19 protein-coding genes are annotated in these 16218 nt (G+C 70.5%); 5 read left to right on the forward strand and 14 right to left on the reverse strand.

Annotated elements, in window-relative coordinates; all coding sequences use genetic code 11:
* Nucleotides 1-3: 3 nt before the first annotated feature.
* From FHS44_RS13990 to ppk2, 14 genes are all read right to left on the reverse strand, one after another.
* Nucleotides 4-618 (reverse strand): hypothetical protein, encoded by a 615-nt coding sequence (locus FHS44_RS13990; RefSeq protein ID WP_184714391.1) that lies wholly within the window; start codon nt 616-618, stop codon nt 4-6.
* 26 nt (nt 619-644) lie between these two features.
* Nucleotides 645-1529 carry a hypothetical protein gene (locus FHS44_RS13995; RefSeq protein ID WP_184714392.1) on the reverse strand — a complete coding sequence of 295 codons (885 nt, stop codon included), beginning with the start codon at nt 1527-1529 and terminating at the stop codon, nt 645-647.
* Entirely contained in the window at nt 1526-2245 is a 720-nt protein-coding gene (locus tag FHS44_RS14000; protein ID WP_184714393.1) for a VIT1/CCC1 transporter family protein, read from the reverse strand. Before FHS44_RS14000 ends, FHS44_RS13995 begins: the two co-directional genes overlap by 4 nt.
* A 44-nt stretch (nt 2246-2289) precedes the next feature.
* Entirely contained in the window at nt 2290-3372 is a 1083-nt protein-coding gene (gene lgt / locus FHS44_RS14005; protein ID WP_184714394.1) for a prolipoprotein diacylglyceryl transferase, read from the reverse strand.
* Nucleotides 3373-3398: 26 nt separating this feature from the next.
* Nucleotides 3399-4163 (reverse strand): DsbA family protein, encoded by a 765-nt coding sequence (locus tag FHS44_RS14010; protein ID WP_184714395.1) that lies wholly within the window; start codon nt 4161-4163, stop codon nt 3399-3401.
* Nucleotides 4163-4729: a DoxX family protein gene (locus FHS44_RS14015; RefSeq protein ID WP_312863648.1), complete on the reverse strand. Its 567-nt coding sequence runs from the start codon at nt 4727-4729 to the stop codon at nt 4163-4165. The genes FHS44_RS14010 and FHS44_RS14015 overlap by 1 nt, the downstream gene beginning before the upstream one ends.
* A 627-nt stretch (nt 4730-5356) precedes the next feature.
* Nucleotides 5357-6151, reverse strand: a complete 795-nt coding sequence (gene trpA / locus FHS44_RS14020) for a tryptophan synthase subunit alpha (protein WP_184714396.1) — start codon at nt 6149-6151, stop codon at nt 5357-5359.
* Between the two features lie 66 nt (nt 6152-6217).
* Nucleotides 6218-7441 (reverse strand): tryptophan synthase subunit beta, encoded by a 1224-nt coding sequence (gene trpB / locus FHS44_RS14025; protein WP_312863673.1) that lies wholly within the window; start codon nt 7439-7441, stop codon nt 6218-6220.
* Between the two features lie 22 nt (nt 7442-7463).
* Complete coding sequence (gene trpC / locus FHS44_RS14030; RefSeq protein WP_184714398.1) at nt 7464-8273, reverse strand: indole-3-glycerol phosphate synthase TrpC; 810 nt, start codon at nt 8271-8273, stop codon at nt 7464-7466.
* 168 nt (nt 8274-8441) lie between these two features.
* Nucleotides 8442-8921: a DUF2752 domain-containing protein gene (locus tag FHS44_RS14035; RefSeq protein WP_312863649.1), complete on the reverse strand. Its 480-nt coding sequence runs from the start codon at nt 8919-8921 to the stop codon at nt 8442-8444.
* Between the two features lie 55 nt (nt 8922-8976).
* Complete coding sequence (locus FHS44_RS14040) at nt 8977-9363, reverse strand: DUF4190 domain-containing protein (protein ID WP_184714399.1); 387 nt, start codon at nt 9361-9363, stop codon at nt 8977-8979.
* A 105-nt stretch (nt 9364-9468) separates the two neighbouring features.
* Nucleotides 9469-10065 (reverse strand): Trp biosynthesis-associated membrane protein, encoded by a 597-nt coding sequence (locus FHS44_RS14045; protein ID WP_184714400.1) that lies wholly within the window; start codon nt 10063-10065, stop codon nt 9469-9471.
* On the reverse strand, nt 10062-10409 hold the full coding sequence (gene hisI / locus FHS44_RS14050; RefSeq protein ID WP_184714401.1) for a phosphoribosyl-AMP cyclohydrolase: 348 nt from the start codon (nt 10407-10409) through the stop codon (nt 10062-10064). The genes FHS44_RS14045 and hisI overlap by 4 nt, the downstream gene beginning before the upstream one ends.
* Before the next feature lie 44 nt (nt 10410-10453).
* Nucleotides 10454-11365 carry a polyphosphate kinase 2 gene (ppk2, locus tag FHS44_RS14055; RefSeq protein WP_312863650.1) on the reverse strand — a complete coding sequence of 304 codons (912 nt, stop codon included), beginning with the start codon at nt 11363-11365 and terminating at the stop codon, nt 10454-10456.
* Between the two features lie 480 nt (nt 11366-11845).
* Between ppk2 and FHS44_RS14060 the strand changes: the two genes are divergently transcribed.
* The 5 genes from FHS44_RS14060 to FHS44_RS14080 are packed head-to-tail and all read left to right on the forward strand — an operon-like array spanning nt 11846 to nt 16182.
* Nucleotides 11846-12973: an LLM class flavin-dependent oxidoreductase gene (locus FHS44_RS14060; protein WP_184714403.1), complete on the forward strand. Its 1128-nt coding sequence runs from the start codon at nt 11846-11848 to the stop codon at nt 12971-12973.
* Complete coding sequence (locus FHS44_RS14065) at nt 12970-13857, forward strand: amino acid ABC transporter permease (RefSeq protein WP_312863651.1); 888 nt, start codon at nt 12970-12972, stop codon at nt 13855-13857. The genes FHS44_RS14060 and FHS44_RS14065 overlap by 4 nt, the downstream gene beginning before the upstream one ends.
* Nucleotides 13854-14618: an amino acid ABC transporter ATP-binding protein gene (locus FHS44_RS14070; RefSeq protein WP_281401391.1), complete on the forward strand. Its 765-nt coding sequence runs from the start codon at nt 13854-13856 to the stop codon at nt 14616-14618. The genes FHS44_RS14065 and FHS44_RS14070 overlap by 4 nt, the downstream gene beginning before the upstream one ends.
* A 59-nt stretch (nt 14619-14677) precedes the next feature.
* Nucleotides 14678-15688 carry an ABC transporter substrate-binding protein gene (locus FHS44_RS14075; RefSeq protein WP_184714404.1) on the forward strand — a complete coding sequence of 337 codons (1011 nt, stop codon included), beginning with the start codon at nt 14678-14680 and terminating at the stop codon, nt 15686-15688.
* Complete coding sequence (locus FHS44_RS14080; protein WP_184714405.1) at nt 15685-16182, forward strand: GNAT family N-acetyltransferase; 498 nt, start codon at nt 15685-15687, stop codon at nt 16180-16182. The genes FHS44_RS14075 and FHS44_RS14080 overlap by 4 nt, the downstream gene beginning before the upstream one ends.
* The last annotated feature ends 36 nt before the right edge of the window (nt 16183-16218 follow it).

The following is a 16218-nucleotide window of genomic DNA, read 5'->3' on the forward strand; positions in this document are numbered from 1 at the left end:
GTCTCAGCGCACCAGGCGGTGCTGGATCAGCAGGCTGGGGCTGTCCACGGCCACCTGCGGGAAGGTCAGGTCCACCTTGCCCGCGTCCGGCGCGGGGGCGACCCAGCTGACGGTGACGTAGTGGCCCAGGGCGCGGGCCTGCGCCCAGCCCGTGCTCCCCTGGAAACCGTCGGCGGCGGGCCGTACGAAACCGCCGTGGCCCAGCGCGTCGACGAGCCGGTCGGCGGCGGCGGAGTCGGCCAGGTTGAAGATGACGAACTGCCCGAGGACCAGGCCGTCGCCGGTGGCGTAGCGGGCGCGCAACGCCTGGGTGCACCCCGCGACGGCCTCCCGCGCCGTGCCCCACACCGCCGAGGCGCAGTCGGTGAGCTCCTCGGTGCCCTGGCTCGCGAGCGTCGTGCCGCCCGCGCTCACCGAGCCGGTGGGGAAGATCTCCGCGACGGTCAGCGGGTCGGGGTCGGCGGCCCGGGTGGCGATGGGCTCGTAGTGCGCCGTGGTCCGCTCGGCCCTGAACGTGGCCGGGCGCTGGGTGTCCTCCTCCGCCCGCGACCACAGGAACGCCGCCGCTCCCCCGGCGGCGAGGAGCACGACGACGGCGGCGACGATCCACTTGCGCATGGGCGATGAGCTTACTGTCCGTGAGGTCACGAGGGGGGCGGAGTGGGACTCACCGCGACGACACGGCGGAACACGGCCTTCTCGGCGTCCCTGACCGCCAGCGACAGGGAGACGAAGTCGTCCTTGGGGCCGGGTTCGGCGCCGTCGGTGCGGCCGATCCAGACCAGGGCCGCGTAGTGCCCCATGGCGTGACCGCTGGCCTCGCTGTGACCGGTCGAGGAGAAGACCGTCCTGCCGCCCTGCGTGAGCGGCTGCGCCCAGCCTCCCCGGTAGCCCGCGGTCAGGGACTGGACCAGCGCGTTGGCCGCGGCGGTGTCACGCAGGTTGAACAGGGTGTACTGCGCGGCGTAACGGCCGTCGGCGCTGGTGTAGGCGCCGCGCAGCGCCTGGGTGCAGCCCGCCCCGGTGAGCTGACCGGCCAGCTCCTGGCCCCAGACCGCCGCCGAGCAGGTCGTGTCGAGCTTGGTCGCGCCCAGCCGCAGCGTGATCGCGCCCTCCTTGAGGGTCCTGACGGCGAAGATCTCCTTGAGGGTGAGCGGCGCCGGGTCGGCGGTGTTGCGCTCGATGGGCGCGAACAGCTTCGGCGAGTTCCATCCCTTGTAGGCGTCGGGCCTCGGCTGGGTCACGATGGCCGCGGCGGTGGCCCGCTCGGGCACGAAGTCGTTGCCGAGCGCGGAGATCACGAAGGCGAGGACGACCGCGGCGACGACCACTCCCACGACGGAGCCGCCGATCACCAGCAGCCGCTGCTGCAGGGGGCTCAGGCCGAGCTCCTGCAGCCTGGTGCCGTCGGTTGGCTGCGTGGCCTTGGACGCCCGGGACGGCTTGGTGGTCCTGGCGGGGCTGCGGCGGCGCCTGCGAGGCGGCGGGGCCTGCGGGCCCGGTGAACTCTGTGGGGTCTGCGCGTTCACAGGCCGTTCCCTCCCAGCAGGTGGCCGAGGCCGAAGGTCAGCAGCGCGGCGAGCGCGCCGACGCCGAGCTGGCGCAGCCCGCTGTACCACCAGCTGCGCGCGGTGACCCTGGAGACCAGGGCGCCCGCCCCGAACAGCGCCAGGCACGAGACGATCGCGGAGCCGACCAGGCTGGTCACCCCGAGGAGGTACGGCAGCAGCGGCAGGACGGCGCCGACGCTGAAGGACAGGAACGAGGAGACCGCGGCGATCTTGGGTGAGGGCAGGTCCTTGGGGGTGACGCCGAGTTCGGCGCTGGTGTGCACCTCAAGCGCCTTGTCCAGGTCGAGGGAGATCTGCCTGGCCACCTCCGCCGCCAGCTCGGGTTCGACGCCGCGCGACTCGTAGAGCTGGGCCAGCTCGTACCGCTCGGCCTCGGGGTTGCGCTCCAGCTCACGCCGCTCGACGCCGATCTCGGCGACGGCGAGCTCCCGCTGGCTGGCGACCGAGACGTACTCGCCGCCCGCCATGGAGAACGCGCCCGCCGCCAGGCCCGCGATACCGGCCAGCACGACGACCCGGGTGCTCGTCGTGCCGCCCGCGACACCGGCGATCAGCGCGAAGTTCGACACGAGCCCGTCCATCGCCCCGAAGACGGAGGGCCGCAGCCAGCCGCCGGTGACGTCCCGGTGGGCGTGGTGGATCTCGGCGCGCTCCTGGGCGCCGCCCTGACTCATCGTTCCTCTTTCTTCGCCTGGTTCCTCCGCAGGGGGGACACGGCTCACGCCGTGCCGCCCTCCCCGGTGGTGCCGCGCTCGCTCTTGACCGCGCTCCTGCCCGCTGCCGTCTCGGCCTCGTCGGCCTGGTCGGCGGCGTGGGCGGGATCGGCCTCTCCGCCCGTCTGGGCGAAGGTGGACACGAGCGCTGTCTCCCCATCCTGCCCCTCGGCCTCGCCGGCGTCCGCCTGTGACCCCTGTGACACGGTCTCGTGGTCGTCGGCCTGGTCGGCCTCGTGGGCGGGGTCAGCCGGGTGGCCGTCCTGCGGCTCCGTGACGACCCGCTCCTCGCCGGTCTTGTTCCTGGAGAGCCAGAACCACACCAGCGCCGCGACGAACAGCACGACGGAGGTCCACTGGTTGAGCCGCAGCCCGAGGATGTGGTGGGCGCTGTCGATGCGCAGCCCCTCGATCCAGAACCGGCCCAGGGTGTAGCCCGCGACGTAGAGCATGAACACCCGGCCGTGCCTGAGGGCGAACTTGCGGCCCGCCCAGACCAGCACGAGGGCCAGGCCCAGGTCCCACAGCAGCTCGTACAGGAACGCGGGGTGGTAGGTGGAGATCCCCGGCAGCGTGCCCGGCTTGTCGGGGTCGATCTCCAGGGCCCACGGCAGGTTCGTCGGGCTACCGAACAGCTCCTGGTTGAAGTAGTTGCCCAGGCGGCCGATGGCCTGGCCGACCGCGATGGCGGGGGCCGCGACGTCGGCGACCGCGGAGATCGAGATGCCCCGGCTCCGGCAGCCGAACCAGACGCCGAGCGCGCCGAGCGCGACGGCCCCCCAGATGCCCAGCCCACCGTTCCAGACGTAGAGCGCCTCGATCGGCGTGTGGATGGCGTCGGGCCCGAAGTAGAGCTGCCAGTCGGTGATGACGTGGTAGAGACGCCCGCCGACCAGGCCGAACGGCACGGCCCAGACGGCGAGGTCGACGATGGTGCCCGGCGTTCCCCCACGGGCGCGCCAGCGGCGCTCGCCGATGGCGACGGCGACGATGACGCCGAGCACGATGCACAGCGCGTAGGCCCTGATGGGGATTACACCGAGGTACCAGACCCCCTGCGAGGGGCTGGGAATCGAGGCGAGGGGCATGTCAAGTGACGTTACCGTGTCGCGGGCTACTTGGCGGCATCGAGAACGGCTTTACGGAGATCCGCGGGCTTGAACGCGACGTCGTTGCCGATCTCGGTGCCGTTGATCTTCAGCGTCGGAGTGCCGCTGAGCTTGGCCGACTGCACGATCCTGGTGCTGTAGTCGAGCTGCTCCTGCGCCTTCTGCTGGCTCGTCACGCAGGTGGCGAACGCCGAGCCGGTGACCCCGGCCTCCCTGCCCCACTCGACCAGGTCGTCGATCTTGAAGCCCTCGACGGTCTCCGGCGGCTGCTCCTTGAAGAGCCTGTCGTGGAACTTCGACCACGGCGTCCCGCCGGGGATGCACCGGGAGGCGGCCCCCGCTCGCAGGGAGTTGCCCCTGGTGATGCCCTGGTTCATGTCCTGCGAGAAGATCGTGATGGGGTGGTAGACCACCTTGACCTTGCCCTCGGCGGCCAGGTTCTTGATCGTGGGCCCGCTGGTCTGCTCCATCGCCCGGCAGGCCGGGCACTGGAAGTCCTCGTAGACGTCGAGCACCGGCTTCTCCACGCCCGCGACGGACATCACGACGGAGCCGTCCGGGGAGGCGGTGATCGGCGCGAGCGCCTGGGTGACCTCCTCCGGCTTGCTGCCGTTGGCGGCGTACCACCATCCGGCGCCGATGGCGCCGAGCGCGACGATCACCACGGTCGTCACCGTGGCGACGCGCTTGAGCCGGTCCTTCTGCCGCTGCTCCTCCCGCTGTGCCTTGATCCGCTCACGCACCGACTGCTCTCGCGCGGACTTGCCCATCAGTTGTCCTCCTCTTCCCGTGGCTCCTCCTCGCCGTCCATCTCGTCGTACGGCTCCCGCTCCGGGGCCAGCCCGAGCGCGGAGTCAAGCGCGAGTCGTCCCGGACCGAACCGGGCGACGAGCACACCGAGGACGAAGAGACCGGAGTCCCGCAGGATGTCGACGAGGTAGTCGGGCTCGATCCCCGGTTTGAGCTGGCCGCCGCCGCCGAAGCAGCCGCAGTCGATCCGCAGGCCGCGCGCCCACACGGAGGCGATGCCGATGACGAACGCCAGCATGAGCAGCGCGGAGATGCCGCCCACGACACGGGTGAGCAGTCCGACAACCAGCAACACCCCTATGACGATCTCCAGGATGGGCAGCCCGTAGCCGACCACCGTGGCAAGCGAGTCTGGAAGCAGTTCGTACGCCTTGACCGACTGGACGGAAAGCACAGGCGTGCCGATCTTGCCCCAACCTGCGACAATGAGCACCCCCGCCAGCACCAACCGCGAGACGGTCGTTACCCAGGGTAGCGTTGAACTCGCTGTGCGCGACCTCGGGGGGGCCTGCTTTTCAGAAGTCACGAGCATCATCGTCTCCCATTCCGGACCTGCGTCGCGGCCGACGTCGGCGGCTACACGCGTTCCTGAGGAACCCCATCACGTGCTGGATAAGCGTCGGGTAAGTCAATCGGCGGGCCGTAACCCGCTCCACGACGGTCCCAAATCGCCGGTGTCCCGGTTTCCGGGTGTCCGGCCGGGCGTGGCGCGACGCGGAGGCGGCAGTGAAGGCGACAGTGGAGGCGGCGACCGCGTGAGCGCCGTCCCGCCTCGTCCGCCACCGGCACACGCCCTCCAGGTCCGATGACCGTCCCGGTCTCTCCCATGTCCCCCCGCCTGTGTGATCGGCGGGCAGAGCCTGTCTGAACTGGGAAATCGTAGCCGAGGTACGGCCCGCGCGGCGTTTTCAGATCAATGAGGGGAGCGTTCGGACTGAACCGGGAGCGAAGTGACACGCCCCCGGGGCCGATGCGCCGCTTTCTGCGGACGCATCTCCAGGGTACGCCGTGGCCTTTCCCGCAGGTCGCCGGGCATGGCGGGGCTCGCCGTACGGGAACGGGAGCGTGAGAAAACGCGGCCGTCCCGGGTGGGGCGGCCGCGTCGTGTGAGATCTCAGGCGTGTCCCGGGCAAGCCGGGTCTTCAGGGGTGAATCAGGCGCGCACGCCGGCCGCCATCTCGGCCCCGAGCTTCCTGACCGCGGCCAGGCCCGAGGCCTCGTCCTGGGCGTCGAGCAGGCGCCGGATGAACGCCGAGCCGACGATGACGCCGTCGGCGTAGCGGGCGACCTGGGCCGCCTGCGCGCCGGTGCCAACCCCGAGGCCGACGCAGACCGGCAGCGAGGTCTGCTTGCGGGTGCGCTCGACCAGGCCCTCGGCGGCCTCGCTGACCGTCTCGCGCGCCCCGGTGACACCCATCAGGGAGGCGGCGTAGACGAAGCCCGTGCAGCACTCGGCGACGGCCTTGATGCGCGTCTCGGGAGAGCTGGGCGCGACGAGGAATACGGTGTCGATACCGGCCTGCGCGCTGGCCTCCCGCCACGGCCCCGACTCCTCGGGGGTCAGGTCGGGGGTGATGGTCCCCGTCCCGCCCGCGTTGGCCAGGTCACGGGCGAACCGGTCGGCACCGTAGCGGTCGATCGGGTTCCAGTAGGTCATGACCAGCGTGGCGGCGCCCGTCTTGGCCACCCCCTCGACCGTGCGCAGCACGTCGGCGATGCGGGTGCCGTTGACCAGCGACCGGTGCACGGCGTCCTGGATGGTCGGGCCGTCCATGAGCGGATCGGAGTACGGCAGGCCGATCTCGATCACGTCGCAGCCGGACTCGACCATGGCGGTCGCGGCCGCGATCGCTCCGTCCTTCGTGGGGAATCCCGCGGGGAGATATCCGATGAGGGCGGCGCGATCGTCCGCCTTCGCCTTGGCGAACACCGTCTGAAGAGTCGTCATCGTTGGTTCCGTTGTCGGTCGTGGCCTCCGTCCCCTCCGCGGGGCGGAGGGGAAGCAAGTCGGTCGTCAGAGGTTGAAGTACTTCATGGCGGTGCCCATGTCCTTGTCACCCCGGCCGGAGAGGTTGACCAGGAGGAGCGCCTCGGGGCCGAGCTCACGGCCGAGCTTGAGGGCTCCGGCGAGCGCGTGCGAGGACTCGATGGCCGGGATGATGCCCTCGGTCCTGGCGAGCAGGGCGAAGGCGTCCATGGCCTCGGCGTCGGTGATGCCGTGGTAGGTGGCGCGCCCGGTGTCCTTGAGCCAGGCGTGCTCGGGGCCGACACCGGGGTAGTCGAGGCCCGCGGAGATCGAGTGGGACTCGATCGTCTGGCCCTCGTCGTCCTGCAGGACGTAGGTGCGCGACCCGTGCAGGACCCCGATGGAGCCCTCGGTGAGGGTCAGGGCGTGCTCGCCGTTCTCCTTGCCGCGTCCGCCCGCCTCGTAGCCGTGCAGTTGGACGCCCTGGTCCTCGATGAAGGCGTGGAAGATGCCGATGGCGTTGGAACCGCCGCCGACGGCCGCGGCGACCGCGTCGGGCAGGCGGCCCGCGAGTTCGAGGATCTGGCGGCGGGCCTCGACGCCGATGATGCGGGCGAAGTCGCGGACGATCTCGGGGAAGGGGTGCGGTCCCGCGATGGTGCCGAACAGGTAGTGCGTGTGGTCGACGTTGGCGACCCAGTCGCGGAAGGCCTCGTTGATGGCGTCCTTGAGGGTCTGGCTGCCGTTGGTGACCGGGACGACACTGGCGCCGAGCAGCTTCATGCGGGCGACGTTGAGCGCCTGGCGCTCGCAGTCGACGGCCCCCATGTAGATGACGCACTCCAGGCCCATCAGGGCGGCGGCGGTCGCCGTCGCGACGCCGTGCTGGCCCGCGCCCGTCTCGGCGATCAGGCGGTTCTTGCCGAGCCGCTTGGTGAGCAGGGCCTGGCCGAGCACGTTGTTGATCTTGTGGGCGCCGGTGTGGGTCAGGTCCTCACGCTTGAGGACGATCCGGGCGCCGCCCGCGTGCTCGGAGAAGCGGGGCACGTCGGTGAGGGTGGTCGGCCGGCCCGCGTAGGTGCGCAGCAGGTGGTCGAACTCCCCGATGAAGGCGGGGTCGTTCCTCGCCTTGTCGTACTCGGCCGCCACCTCGTCCAGCGCGGGGATCAGCGCCTCGGGGACGTAACGCCCACCGAAGACGCCGAACTTGCCGTCGGTGTCCGGGTCGTCGCCGTGGACGCCGTGGCCCGCGAGGTCCGCGGAGGTGAGGATGCCGTCTGTCACTGTCACGTGCTCACTGTCCCTCTGGTCGGGATGCGGGGTGGGCTCCGGCGGTGACCAGGTCGACCACGGCGGCCCTGGGGTCCTTGCCGGTCACCAGGCTCTCGCCGACGAGGACGGCGTCGGCCCCCGCCCTGGCGTAGGCGAGCAGGTCGTGCGGGCCGCGCACACCCGACTCGGCGATCTTGATGACGCCGTCCGGGATCTTCGGGGCGAGCTTGGCGAACACCTCGCGGTCGACCTCAAGGGTCTTGAGGTTGCGCGCGTTGACACCGATGATCTTCGCTCCGGCGGCGAGCGCCCGGTCGAGCTCCTCCTCGGTGTGCACCTCGACCAGCGGGGCCAGCCCGATCGACTCGGCCCGCTCGATGAGCGAGACCAGCGCGTTCTGCTCAAGCGCGGCCACGATCAGCAGCACCAGGTCGGCGCCGTAGGCGCGGGCCTCCCACAGCTGGTAGGCGGTGACGACGAAGTCCTTGCGCAGCACCGGGATGTCGACGACGGCGCGGACGGCGGCCAGGTCCTCCAGGCTGCCGCCGAAGCGGCGGCGCTCGGTCAGGACGCTGATGACGTGGGCGCCACCCGACTCGTAGTCACCGGCGAGCGCGGCGGGGTCGGCGATGGCGGCCAGCGCGCCCTTCGACGGGCTTGAGCGCTTCACCTCCGCGATGACCGCCACCTGGTCGCCGCCGAGGGCGGCGTAGGCGTCGCGGGGGGCGGGTGCCCGCTCCGCGCGTTCCTTGAGCTGCGCCAGCGACACCGTCTGCTGCCGGTCGGCCAGGTCCGCGCGGACCCCTTCGAGGATCTCCTCCAGCACGCTCACCTGTCCTCCTCGCGAAACTCGGAGGTCATGTCGGCGAACGCTGCCGTGCGCATGGTCCGCTCACTCCACTCGCTCACGAGTAAGGCCCCTCCCGATCGATTGCCTTGTCCCGCCGATGCTATCGGCCTTGCCGTGGTCGCCCCGCCACCGGGTGACGCCTATAGGTGACTATGGAGCCAAGAATTCCCCAAAGGGAACATTCCGCACTATCCAAAAAACGATCATTAAACCAAGAAATGCCCATATATAGGCAGGGTTTATAGCTTTTCCGACATCTCGTCTCCCCTGCCAGGAGAACAGCGTCCAACGCCCCCACAGCAGGACCACCACGGGAATCATGACCACGACCAGCGGATTGAACCCCAGCGCGGTGATCGGGTCACCGTGGGTGAGCGCGTGCACCGCCCGCAGTCCCCCGCAGCCCGGGCAGTACAGACCGGTGAGCGCCAGGAAGGGGCAGGTGGGATAGTGTCCCGGCTCTCCGGGGTCGACCAGCGCCACCAGGAGGGTCCCGGCGCCCGCCGCCACGGCCACGGCCAGCGGTGCCAGTACGGCCCGCGCCCGCCGTACCCTCGGCTCTCTCGCCCTCGCGGCCCCGCCGGTCACCATCGGCCCGTCCGCACCCCTTCTTCCTGCGACGACTGTCACCGGCAACGATACTCAAGGTGGCACGAAATGACCGGCGACGCCCCGGACGGGGCTCTCAGTAGCCGTAGGTGGCCGAACCCGCCAGAACGCCTATCGCGACCAGCCAGATCACCAGCACGACCAGCCAGCAGGCGACGCCGAAGTAGGACATGACCAGGCCCGCGATGGCCATGCCCCGTCCCTCCTCGCCGGTGCGCTTGATCTGGCCCAGCGAGATGTGGCCGAGCACGATGCCCACGATGGAGGTCACGCCGCAGATGAAGAGCCCGGCGATGCCCATGATGAGGGTGGCGATGGCCATGCCGTTGTTGCCGCGGGGCGGCGGGGCGCCGTAGCCATAGGGATCGTAACCGCCCCCGGGCGGCGTGCCGTAACCGCCCGGCGGCCCGTAGCCACCCGGCGGTGGCCCGCCGTACCCACCGGGCTGATTCCCATAGCTCATGAATTACTCCCTCTGCACACGTTGCGGGCGAAATCCTAGCGAAATCAGATCACCGCGGCGGGGCGCCGCCGGGTCCGTGGGCAAGTTGTGACCGTGTGCCCCGCTTCAGTGCCCGTCCTGCCGGGGATCGGTGTGATCGACTGTGGGATCGGCACCCAGGTCGATGGCGTCCCACATGGCCCGCTCGCTGCCCGCGACCCCCGCGCGCACGGGGGTCTCGCGGCCCCTGCGCTCGTAGCGCTCCGACATGCCGGGCCAGTGCCCGCCCCACAGCGCGGCGGCGACTCCCCCGGCGAGCAGCGTCAGCCCGCCAACCCCGGCGAGCACCGGCCACAGGAGCGGGGCCGCGACCCGCACGGCGTCGGCGGCGGCGACCAGAGGCGCGTGCTCGGCCGCGGCGGCGAGCCCCGCGTCGGGACGGCCGCCGGTCACCGCGGCGGCGATCACCCCGGCGCCGCACAGCGCCATCACGACGCCGACGACCCTGCGCCACACACCCCCGGTGGCGAGCACCGCGACCACCGCGGCCAGCCCCGCCCACGCGGCGGGCGCCAGGGCGGGGGCCAGTTCCGTCGCGGAGACGGGTACGGCGCGCGTGCCGTACGTCACCGTGACCCAGTCGCGGCCGGCGGCCAGCAGCACCAGGCCCGCGCCCGCCGCGCAGGCGGCGACCCAGGTCCACAGGGCGCGGCCCGCCCTCACGCCGGGGTCACCGCCAGCCGGTCGGCGTCGAAGCAGGTCCGGTCGCCGGTGTGGCAGGCGGCGCCCACCTGGTCGACCCTCAGCAGGATCGTGTCGCCGTCGCAGTCGAGGGCGACGGACCTGACGTGCTGGACGTTGCCCGAGGTCTCGCCCTTGACCCAGTAGGAGCCGCGGCTGCGCGACCAGTAGGTGGCGCGGCCCGTGGTGAGCGTGCGGTGCAGCGCCTCGTCGTCCATCCAGGCGAGCATGAGCACCTCGCCGGTGTCGTGCTGCTGGACCACGGCGGGCACCAGCCCGTCGGCGGTGCGCTTCAGTCGGGCCGCGATGGCGGGGTCAAGGGGCATGGGGCAATTGTGCCGCACCCCGGTGGAGGTCCCGTGTCCGGTGGTCAGCGGGTGCGGTCGTCGTCGAACAGGTCGGCCGCGTGCACGACGATCCTGGGGTCGGGCTCACCGACGATCTCGTGGTCCTTGTTGGTGTAGTCGAACCGGCTCAGGAGGTGGCGCATGGCCTCGACCCTGGCGCGCTTCTTGTCGTTGCTCTTGATCACCGTCCACGGGGCCTCCTCCGTGTCGGTGTGCAGGAACATGTCCTCCTTGGCCTGGGTGTAGTCGTCCCACTTGTCCAGCGACTCCAGGTCCATCGGCGACAGCTTCCACTGCCGCACCGGATCGACCTGGCGGATGATGAAGCGGGTGCGCTGCTCGGAGCGGGACACCGAGAACCAGAACTTCACCAGGTGGATGCCGTCGCGGACGAGCATGCGCTCGAAGGCGGGCGCCTGCTCCATGAACTCCATGTACTCCCCCGGCGTGGCGAAGCCCATCACGCGCTCGACCCCGGCGCGGTTGTACCAGGAGCGGTCGAAGAAGACCATCTCCCCCGCGGCGGGCAGGTGGGAGATGTAGCGCTGGAAGTACCACTGGGTGCTCTCGCGCTCGCTGGGCTTCTCCAGCGCGACCACGCTCGCCCCGCGCGGGTTGAGGTGCTCCATGAAGCGCTTGATCGTGCCGCCCTTGCCCGCGGCGTCGCGGCCCTCGAACAGGATCACCAGCCGCCCGCCGGTGTCCTTGATCCAGTACTGCAGCTTGAGGAGCTCGATCTGGAGCAGCCGCTTGGTCCTGTCGTAGTCCGCGCGGTCCATCCGCTCCGGGTAGGGGTACTTCTCCCGCCAGGTGTCCACCGGGGTGCCGTCCAGCCGTACGAGAACCGGGTCGTCATCGTCGTCGTCGAGGACCCGCAGGTTCGGCAGCTCGTCGAGCAGGTCACTGCGGGCCGCCGCGGAACGCGTGTCGAGCACGGGGTAGCTCCTACCCTGTACGGGTTCCTCACCCACAAGACCTGTCATGGACATCCTTCCCCCGGAGAGAACCCTGGGAGGCGCCCCTGAGCGGCGGCCCCCGGCTCTCCCTCTACCTCCATGTCAGCACGTTAATCCCCGACATAAGCCCACCAACAGCCCATTTGGCGTCTTGTAGGCCACTGTTCACCCCTCCCCACTTCCGACATGACAAAAAACCCACTAAACAAGTAGGTCTTGACGGGATTGGGTTCCTGTGTTGAAGTGAGGCCATGCAGGCCGAGCTCCCATCGGCGATCCGCGGCCACCTCGCGCCGTGCCGCGCGCTGTCCTGTCCCTGTCGCCCCTGACCCCGCGCCCTCAGTCCCGCGCGCCCGCCCCCCGGGCACCGCAGCACATACGCCGCACATCCGCCGCGCACCCGCCGTGGCGCCGCAACGCCCCCCGCCGCCCAGACGACCTGCCAGAAAGGCCTCAGTCATGCCCGTCGAGTTCCTAGGCATAGGTGCCACGAACGACGGATCGGAGACGACGTCCCGCTCCGGGCCCGCGTTCGACAGACAGTTCACGCTACGGCTGGCGCGGGCCCACCACGAGCACGGCTGGGACCGGGTCCTGTTCGCCTACGGCTCGGGCTCGCCGGACCCCGCGCAGGTCGCGGCCTACGTCGCCGGGCGGGTCGAGGGGCTCCAGATCCTGCTCGCCCACCGGCCCAACGTCTCCTACCCGACGTTCGCCCTGAAGACCTTCGCCACGCTCGACCAGATCAGCGACGGCAGGCTGACGGTGCACTTCATCACCGGGGGCAACGGCCACGAGCAGGCCCGCGAGGGCGACTTCCTGTCCAAGGACCAGCGCTACGCGCGCACCCGGGAATACATCCAGATCGTCAAGAAGGGCTGGACGTCCAGGACCCCCTTCTCCCACGAGGGCGAGCACTACCGCTTCGAGGACTTCCTGTCCGACGTCTTCCCCGTGCAGCAGCCCCGGCCCCGGGTCTCCTTCGGCGGCTCCTCCCCCGCGGCCTACGCGGCGGGCGGCGCCGAGGCCGACATCTACTGCCTGTGGGGCGAGCCGCTGGCCCAGACCGCAGAGCAGATCGCCGCGGTCAGGAGCGCGGCGCTCGCCTCGGGACGCAGGGACCTGCCCAGGTTCCAGGTGGCCTTCCGGCCCATCATCGCGCCGACCGAGGAGCGGGCCTGGGAGAAGGCGGCCCGCACGCTTGAGGCGATCAGGGCGCGCGGCACCTCCTCCCGGCGTCTTCCTCCCGGCCGCGCCCCGGAGAACGCGGGCTCGCAGCGGCTCGTCGCGATCGCGGCCGGAGGCGACAGGTACGACCGGGCGCTGTGGACCCCGACCGCGGCGGCCACCGGCGGGGCGGGCAACTCCACAGCCCTGGTCGGCACCCCGGAGACCGTGGCCCAGGCGCTGCTCGACTACTACGACCTCGGCGTCGAGATCCTCTCCGCCCGCGGCTACGACCTGCTTGAGGACGCCGTCGACTTCGGCCGTCACGTCATCCCCATCGTCCGCGAGGAGGTGGCCAAGCGGGACCGTGAGCGCGAGGCCGCCGAGGCCGGACAGCAGACCAGTCTGGTCGGCCGGTGACCCGCCCCGCGGTCGAGACGAGGCCGCAGGACAGCGAGGCCGTCGAAACGGCGGAGGCCCCGCCCACACTGAAGGTCGTCACCACCAAGCATCCGGGCCGGTGGGTGGCCGCGGCCGGGGTCGGCGTGCTGCTGGCCATGGCCGCCAGCGCGCTGATCACCAACCCCGCCTGGGACTGGAACGTCGTCGGGGAGTATCTCTTCGCGCCCTCGGTGCTGCACGCGGTGCTGTTCACCCTGCAGCTGACCGTGCTCGGCATCGGCATCGGCTTCCTGCTCGGCACCGTGATCGCGATCATGCGGCTGTCCAGGAACCCGCTGCTGTCGTCGGTCGCCTGGGGCTACGTCGCGCTGTTCCGGTCGATCCCGCTCATCCTGCAGCTACTGTTCTGGTACAACCTGGCGCTGCTGTACCAGCGGATCTCCTTCGGCGTCCCGTTCGGCCCCGCCTTCTTCGACATCGGGACCATGGACCTGATCAGCCCGGTCACCGCCGCCGTGCTGGGGCTCGGGCTGCACCAGGCCGCCTACTGCTCCGAGATCGTCAGGGCGGGCCTGCTCTCCGTCGACCCGGGCCAGCGTGAGGCCGCCGCGGCGCTGGGCATCCCCTGGAGAAGGCAGCTTTTCAGGATCATCCTTCCGCAGGCGATGCGCTCGATCGTGCCCACCGCGGGCAACGAGATCATCGGCCTGGTCAAGGGCACCTCGGTGGTCTACATCATGGCGCTGCCCGAGCTCTTCTACCAGATCCAGGTGATCTACAGCCGCAACGGCAGGGTCATCGCGCTGCTGCTGGTCGCGACCGTCTGGTACCTGATCATCACCTCCGTGCTGTCCGTGGCGCAGCACTACGTCGAACGTCACTACGCCAGGGGTCGCAGATGAGCGCCGCGATGGTCGATCTGCGGGACGTACACAAGAGCTTCGGCTCCCTGAAAGTCCTGCGCGGCGTCGATCTGCGGGTCGCCAGGGGCGAGGTCACCGTGATCCTCGGCCCCTCGGGCTCGGGCAAGTCGACCCTGCTGCGCACCGTCAACCACCTGGAGAAGGTGGACAGCGGATCGGTGCGCGTGGACGGCGAGCTGGTCGGCTACCGGCAGTCCGGCGACAGGCTCTACGAGCTGCGCGAGCGCGAGATCCTGCGGCAGCGGACCCGGATCGGGTTCGTCTTCCAGCACTTCAACCTCTTCCCGCACCTGACGGCGCTGGAGAACGTCGTCGAGGCGCCGCTGTCGGCGCAGCGCAGGCCAAAGGCCGAGGTGCACCGGCTGGCCGTACGGCTGCTCGACCGGGTGGGCCTGGCCGACAAGAAGGACGTCTACCCCGGCCAGCTGTCCGGCGGGCAGCAGCAGCGGGTCGCCATCGCCCGCGCGCTCGCCCTGGAACCGAAGGTCATCCTCTTCGACGAGCCGACCTCCGCGCTCGACCCCGAACTGGTCGGCGAGGTGCTCGACGTGGTGAAGGACCTCGCCAGGAGCGGCACCACCATGATCGTCGTCACCCACGAGGTCGGGTTCGCCCGTGAGGTGGCCGACACCGTCGTCTTCATGGACGACGGGCGCGTCGTCGAGCAGGGGCCACCCGCCCAGGTTCTCGACGCCCCCAGGCACGAGCGGACCCGTGTCTTCCTCAGCAAGGTCCTCTGAAAACCGACAAATCCGAGCAGAACACCCCTCCACTGAAATCCCAGAAAAACAGGACTGAAATGTCGTTCCTCTCCAGGTTCACGCCCGCCCTTCTCGCCGCGCCGCTTCTGCTCGCCGCCGCCTGCAGCTCGACCACGACCACCTCGGCGGCGCCGCAGGACAGCGCCAAGCCCGCGGACCAGGCGTCCGCCCCCGCGGAGGCCGGTGGCTCGAAGATCAACACCTCTCCGCAGCAGAACCGGATCCAGGCGGAGAAGGTCGACGCGATCGCCGCCCTGGTGCCCGAGGCGATCCGCTCGAAGGGCGAGCTGGTCGTCGGTTTCAGCGGTGACGGCGCGCCGCCGCTGACCTTCCTTGCCGACGACGACCGCACCATCATCGGCGTGGAGACCGACCTCGCCCACATCGTGGCCGACGTCCTCGGCCTGAAGGCCAAGGACGAGGTCACCTCCTGGGAGAACCTGTTCCTCTCGGTGAAGTCCGGCAAGTACGACGTGGCCTTCAACAACGTCACCGTGACCGAGGAGCGCAAGGACATCTACGACTTCGCCACCTACCGGGTCGACCAGCTCGCCTGGCAGACGGCGAAGAACAACCCGATCACCTCGATCAAGCAGCCCTCCGACATCGCGGGCCGCAGGGTCGCGGTCGGCTCCGGCACCAACCAGGAGAAGATCCTGGTCGACTGGGACGCGCAGAACCAGAAGGCGGGTCTGAAGCCCGCGCAGATCCAGAACTACCAGAAGTACGTCGACGCCCTGCTCTCCCTGAAGTCGGGCCGCATCGAGGCCTACTTCGGCCCCAACCCCTCCCTCGCCTACCAGGACGCCGTCGGCGGTGACACCAAGATCGTCGGTACGGTCTCCGGCGCCGGTCCCGACCTGCAGGGCCTGATCGCGGCCATGACCAAGAAGGACAACGGCCTCGTCAAGCCGCTCAGCGCCGCGATCAACGAGCTGATCAAGAACGGCAAGTACGGCGAGGTGCTCAAGCGCTGGAACCTCACCAACGAGGCCATCCCCGAGTCGCTGGTCAACCCGCCCGGCCTGCCCAGGCAGACGGCGAAGTGACGACGGAGGCCGTCCAGGTCCGCCACGTCACGGTCCGCGACCCGCGGGTCAGGCCGCTGCTCGACGACCTGCACCTGGAGTACACCAGCCGCTACGGCCCGAACGACGAGCTCAACAGCTATCCCGACGACGAGTTCACCGCTCCCCGGGGCGGGGCGTTCCTGATCCTCGTCGAGGACGGTCTGACGGTCGCCGGGGGCGCGCTGCGCCACCACGACGAGCGGACCGCCGAGTTCAAGCGGATCTGGACGCACCCCGGTCACCGGCGGCGCGGTCTCGGAGCCGCCGTCGTGCGCGAGCTGGAGCACACGGCCGTACGGCGGGGCTACCGGAGGGTCTACCTGACCACGGGACCCCGGCAGCCGGAGGCCACGGCTCTCTACCTGGCCGCCGGATACACCCCGCTCTACGACCTGGGCGCCGATCCCGAGGCCGTCGGGCCGCATCCCTTCGAGAAGGATCTCGGGCCGCTGGCCCAGGAGATCCACGGATAGCTCCCGGGCGGCGCGCCATCCTCGTGCCGCGCGCCG

The sequence above is a fragment of the Streptosporangium saharense genome (genome assembly GCF_014203715.1).
GTDB lineage: Bacteria > Actinomycetota > Actinomycetes > Streptosporangiales > Streptosporangiaceae > Streptosporangium > Streptosporangium saharense.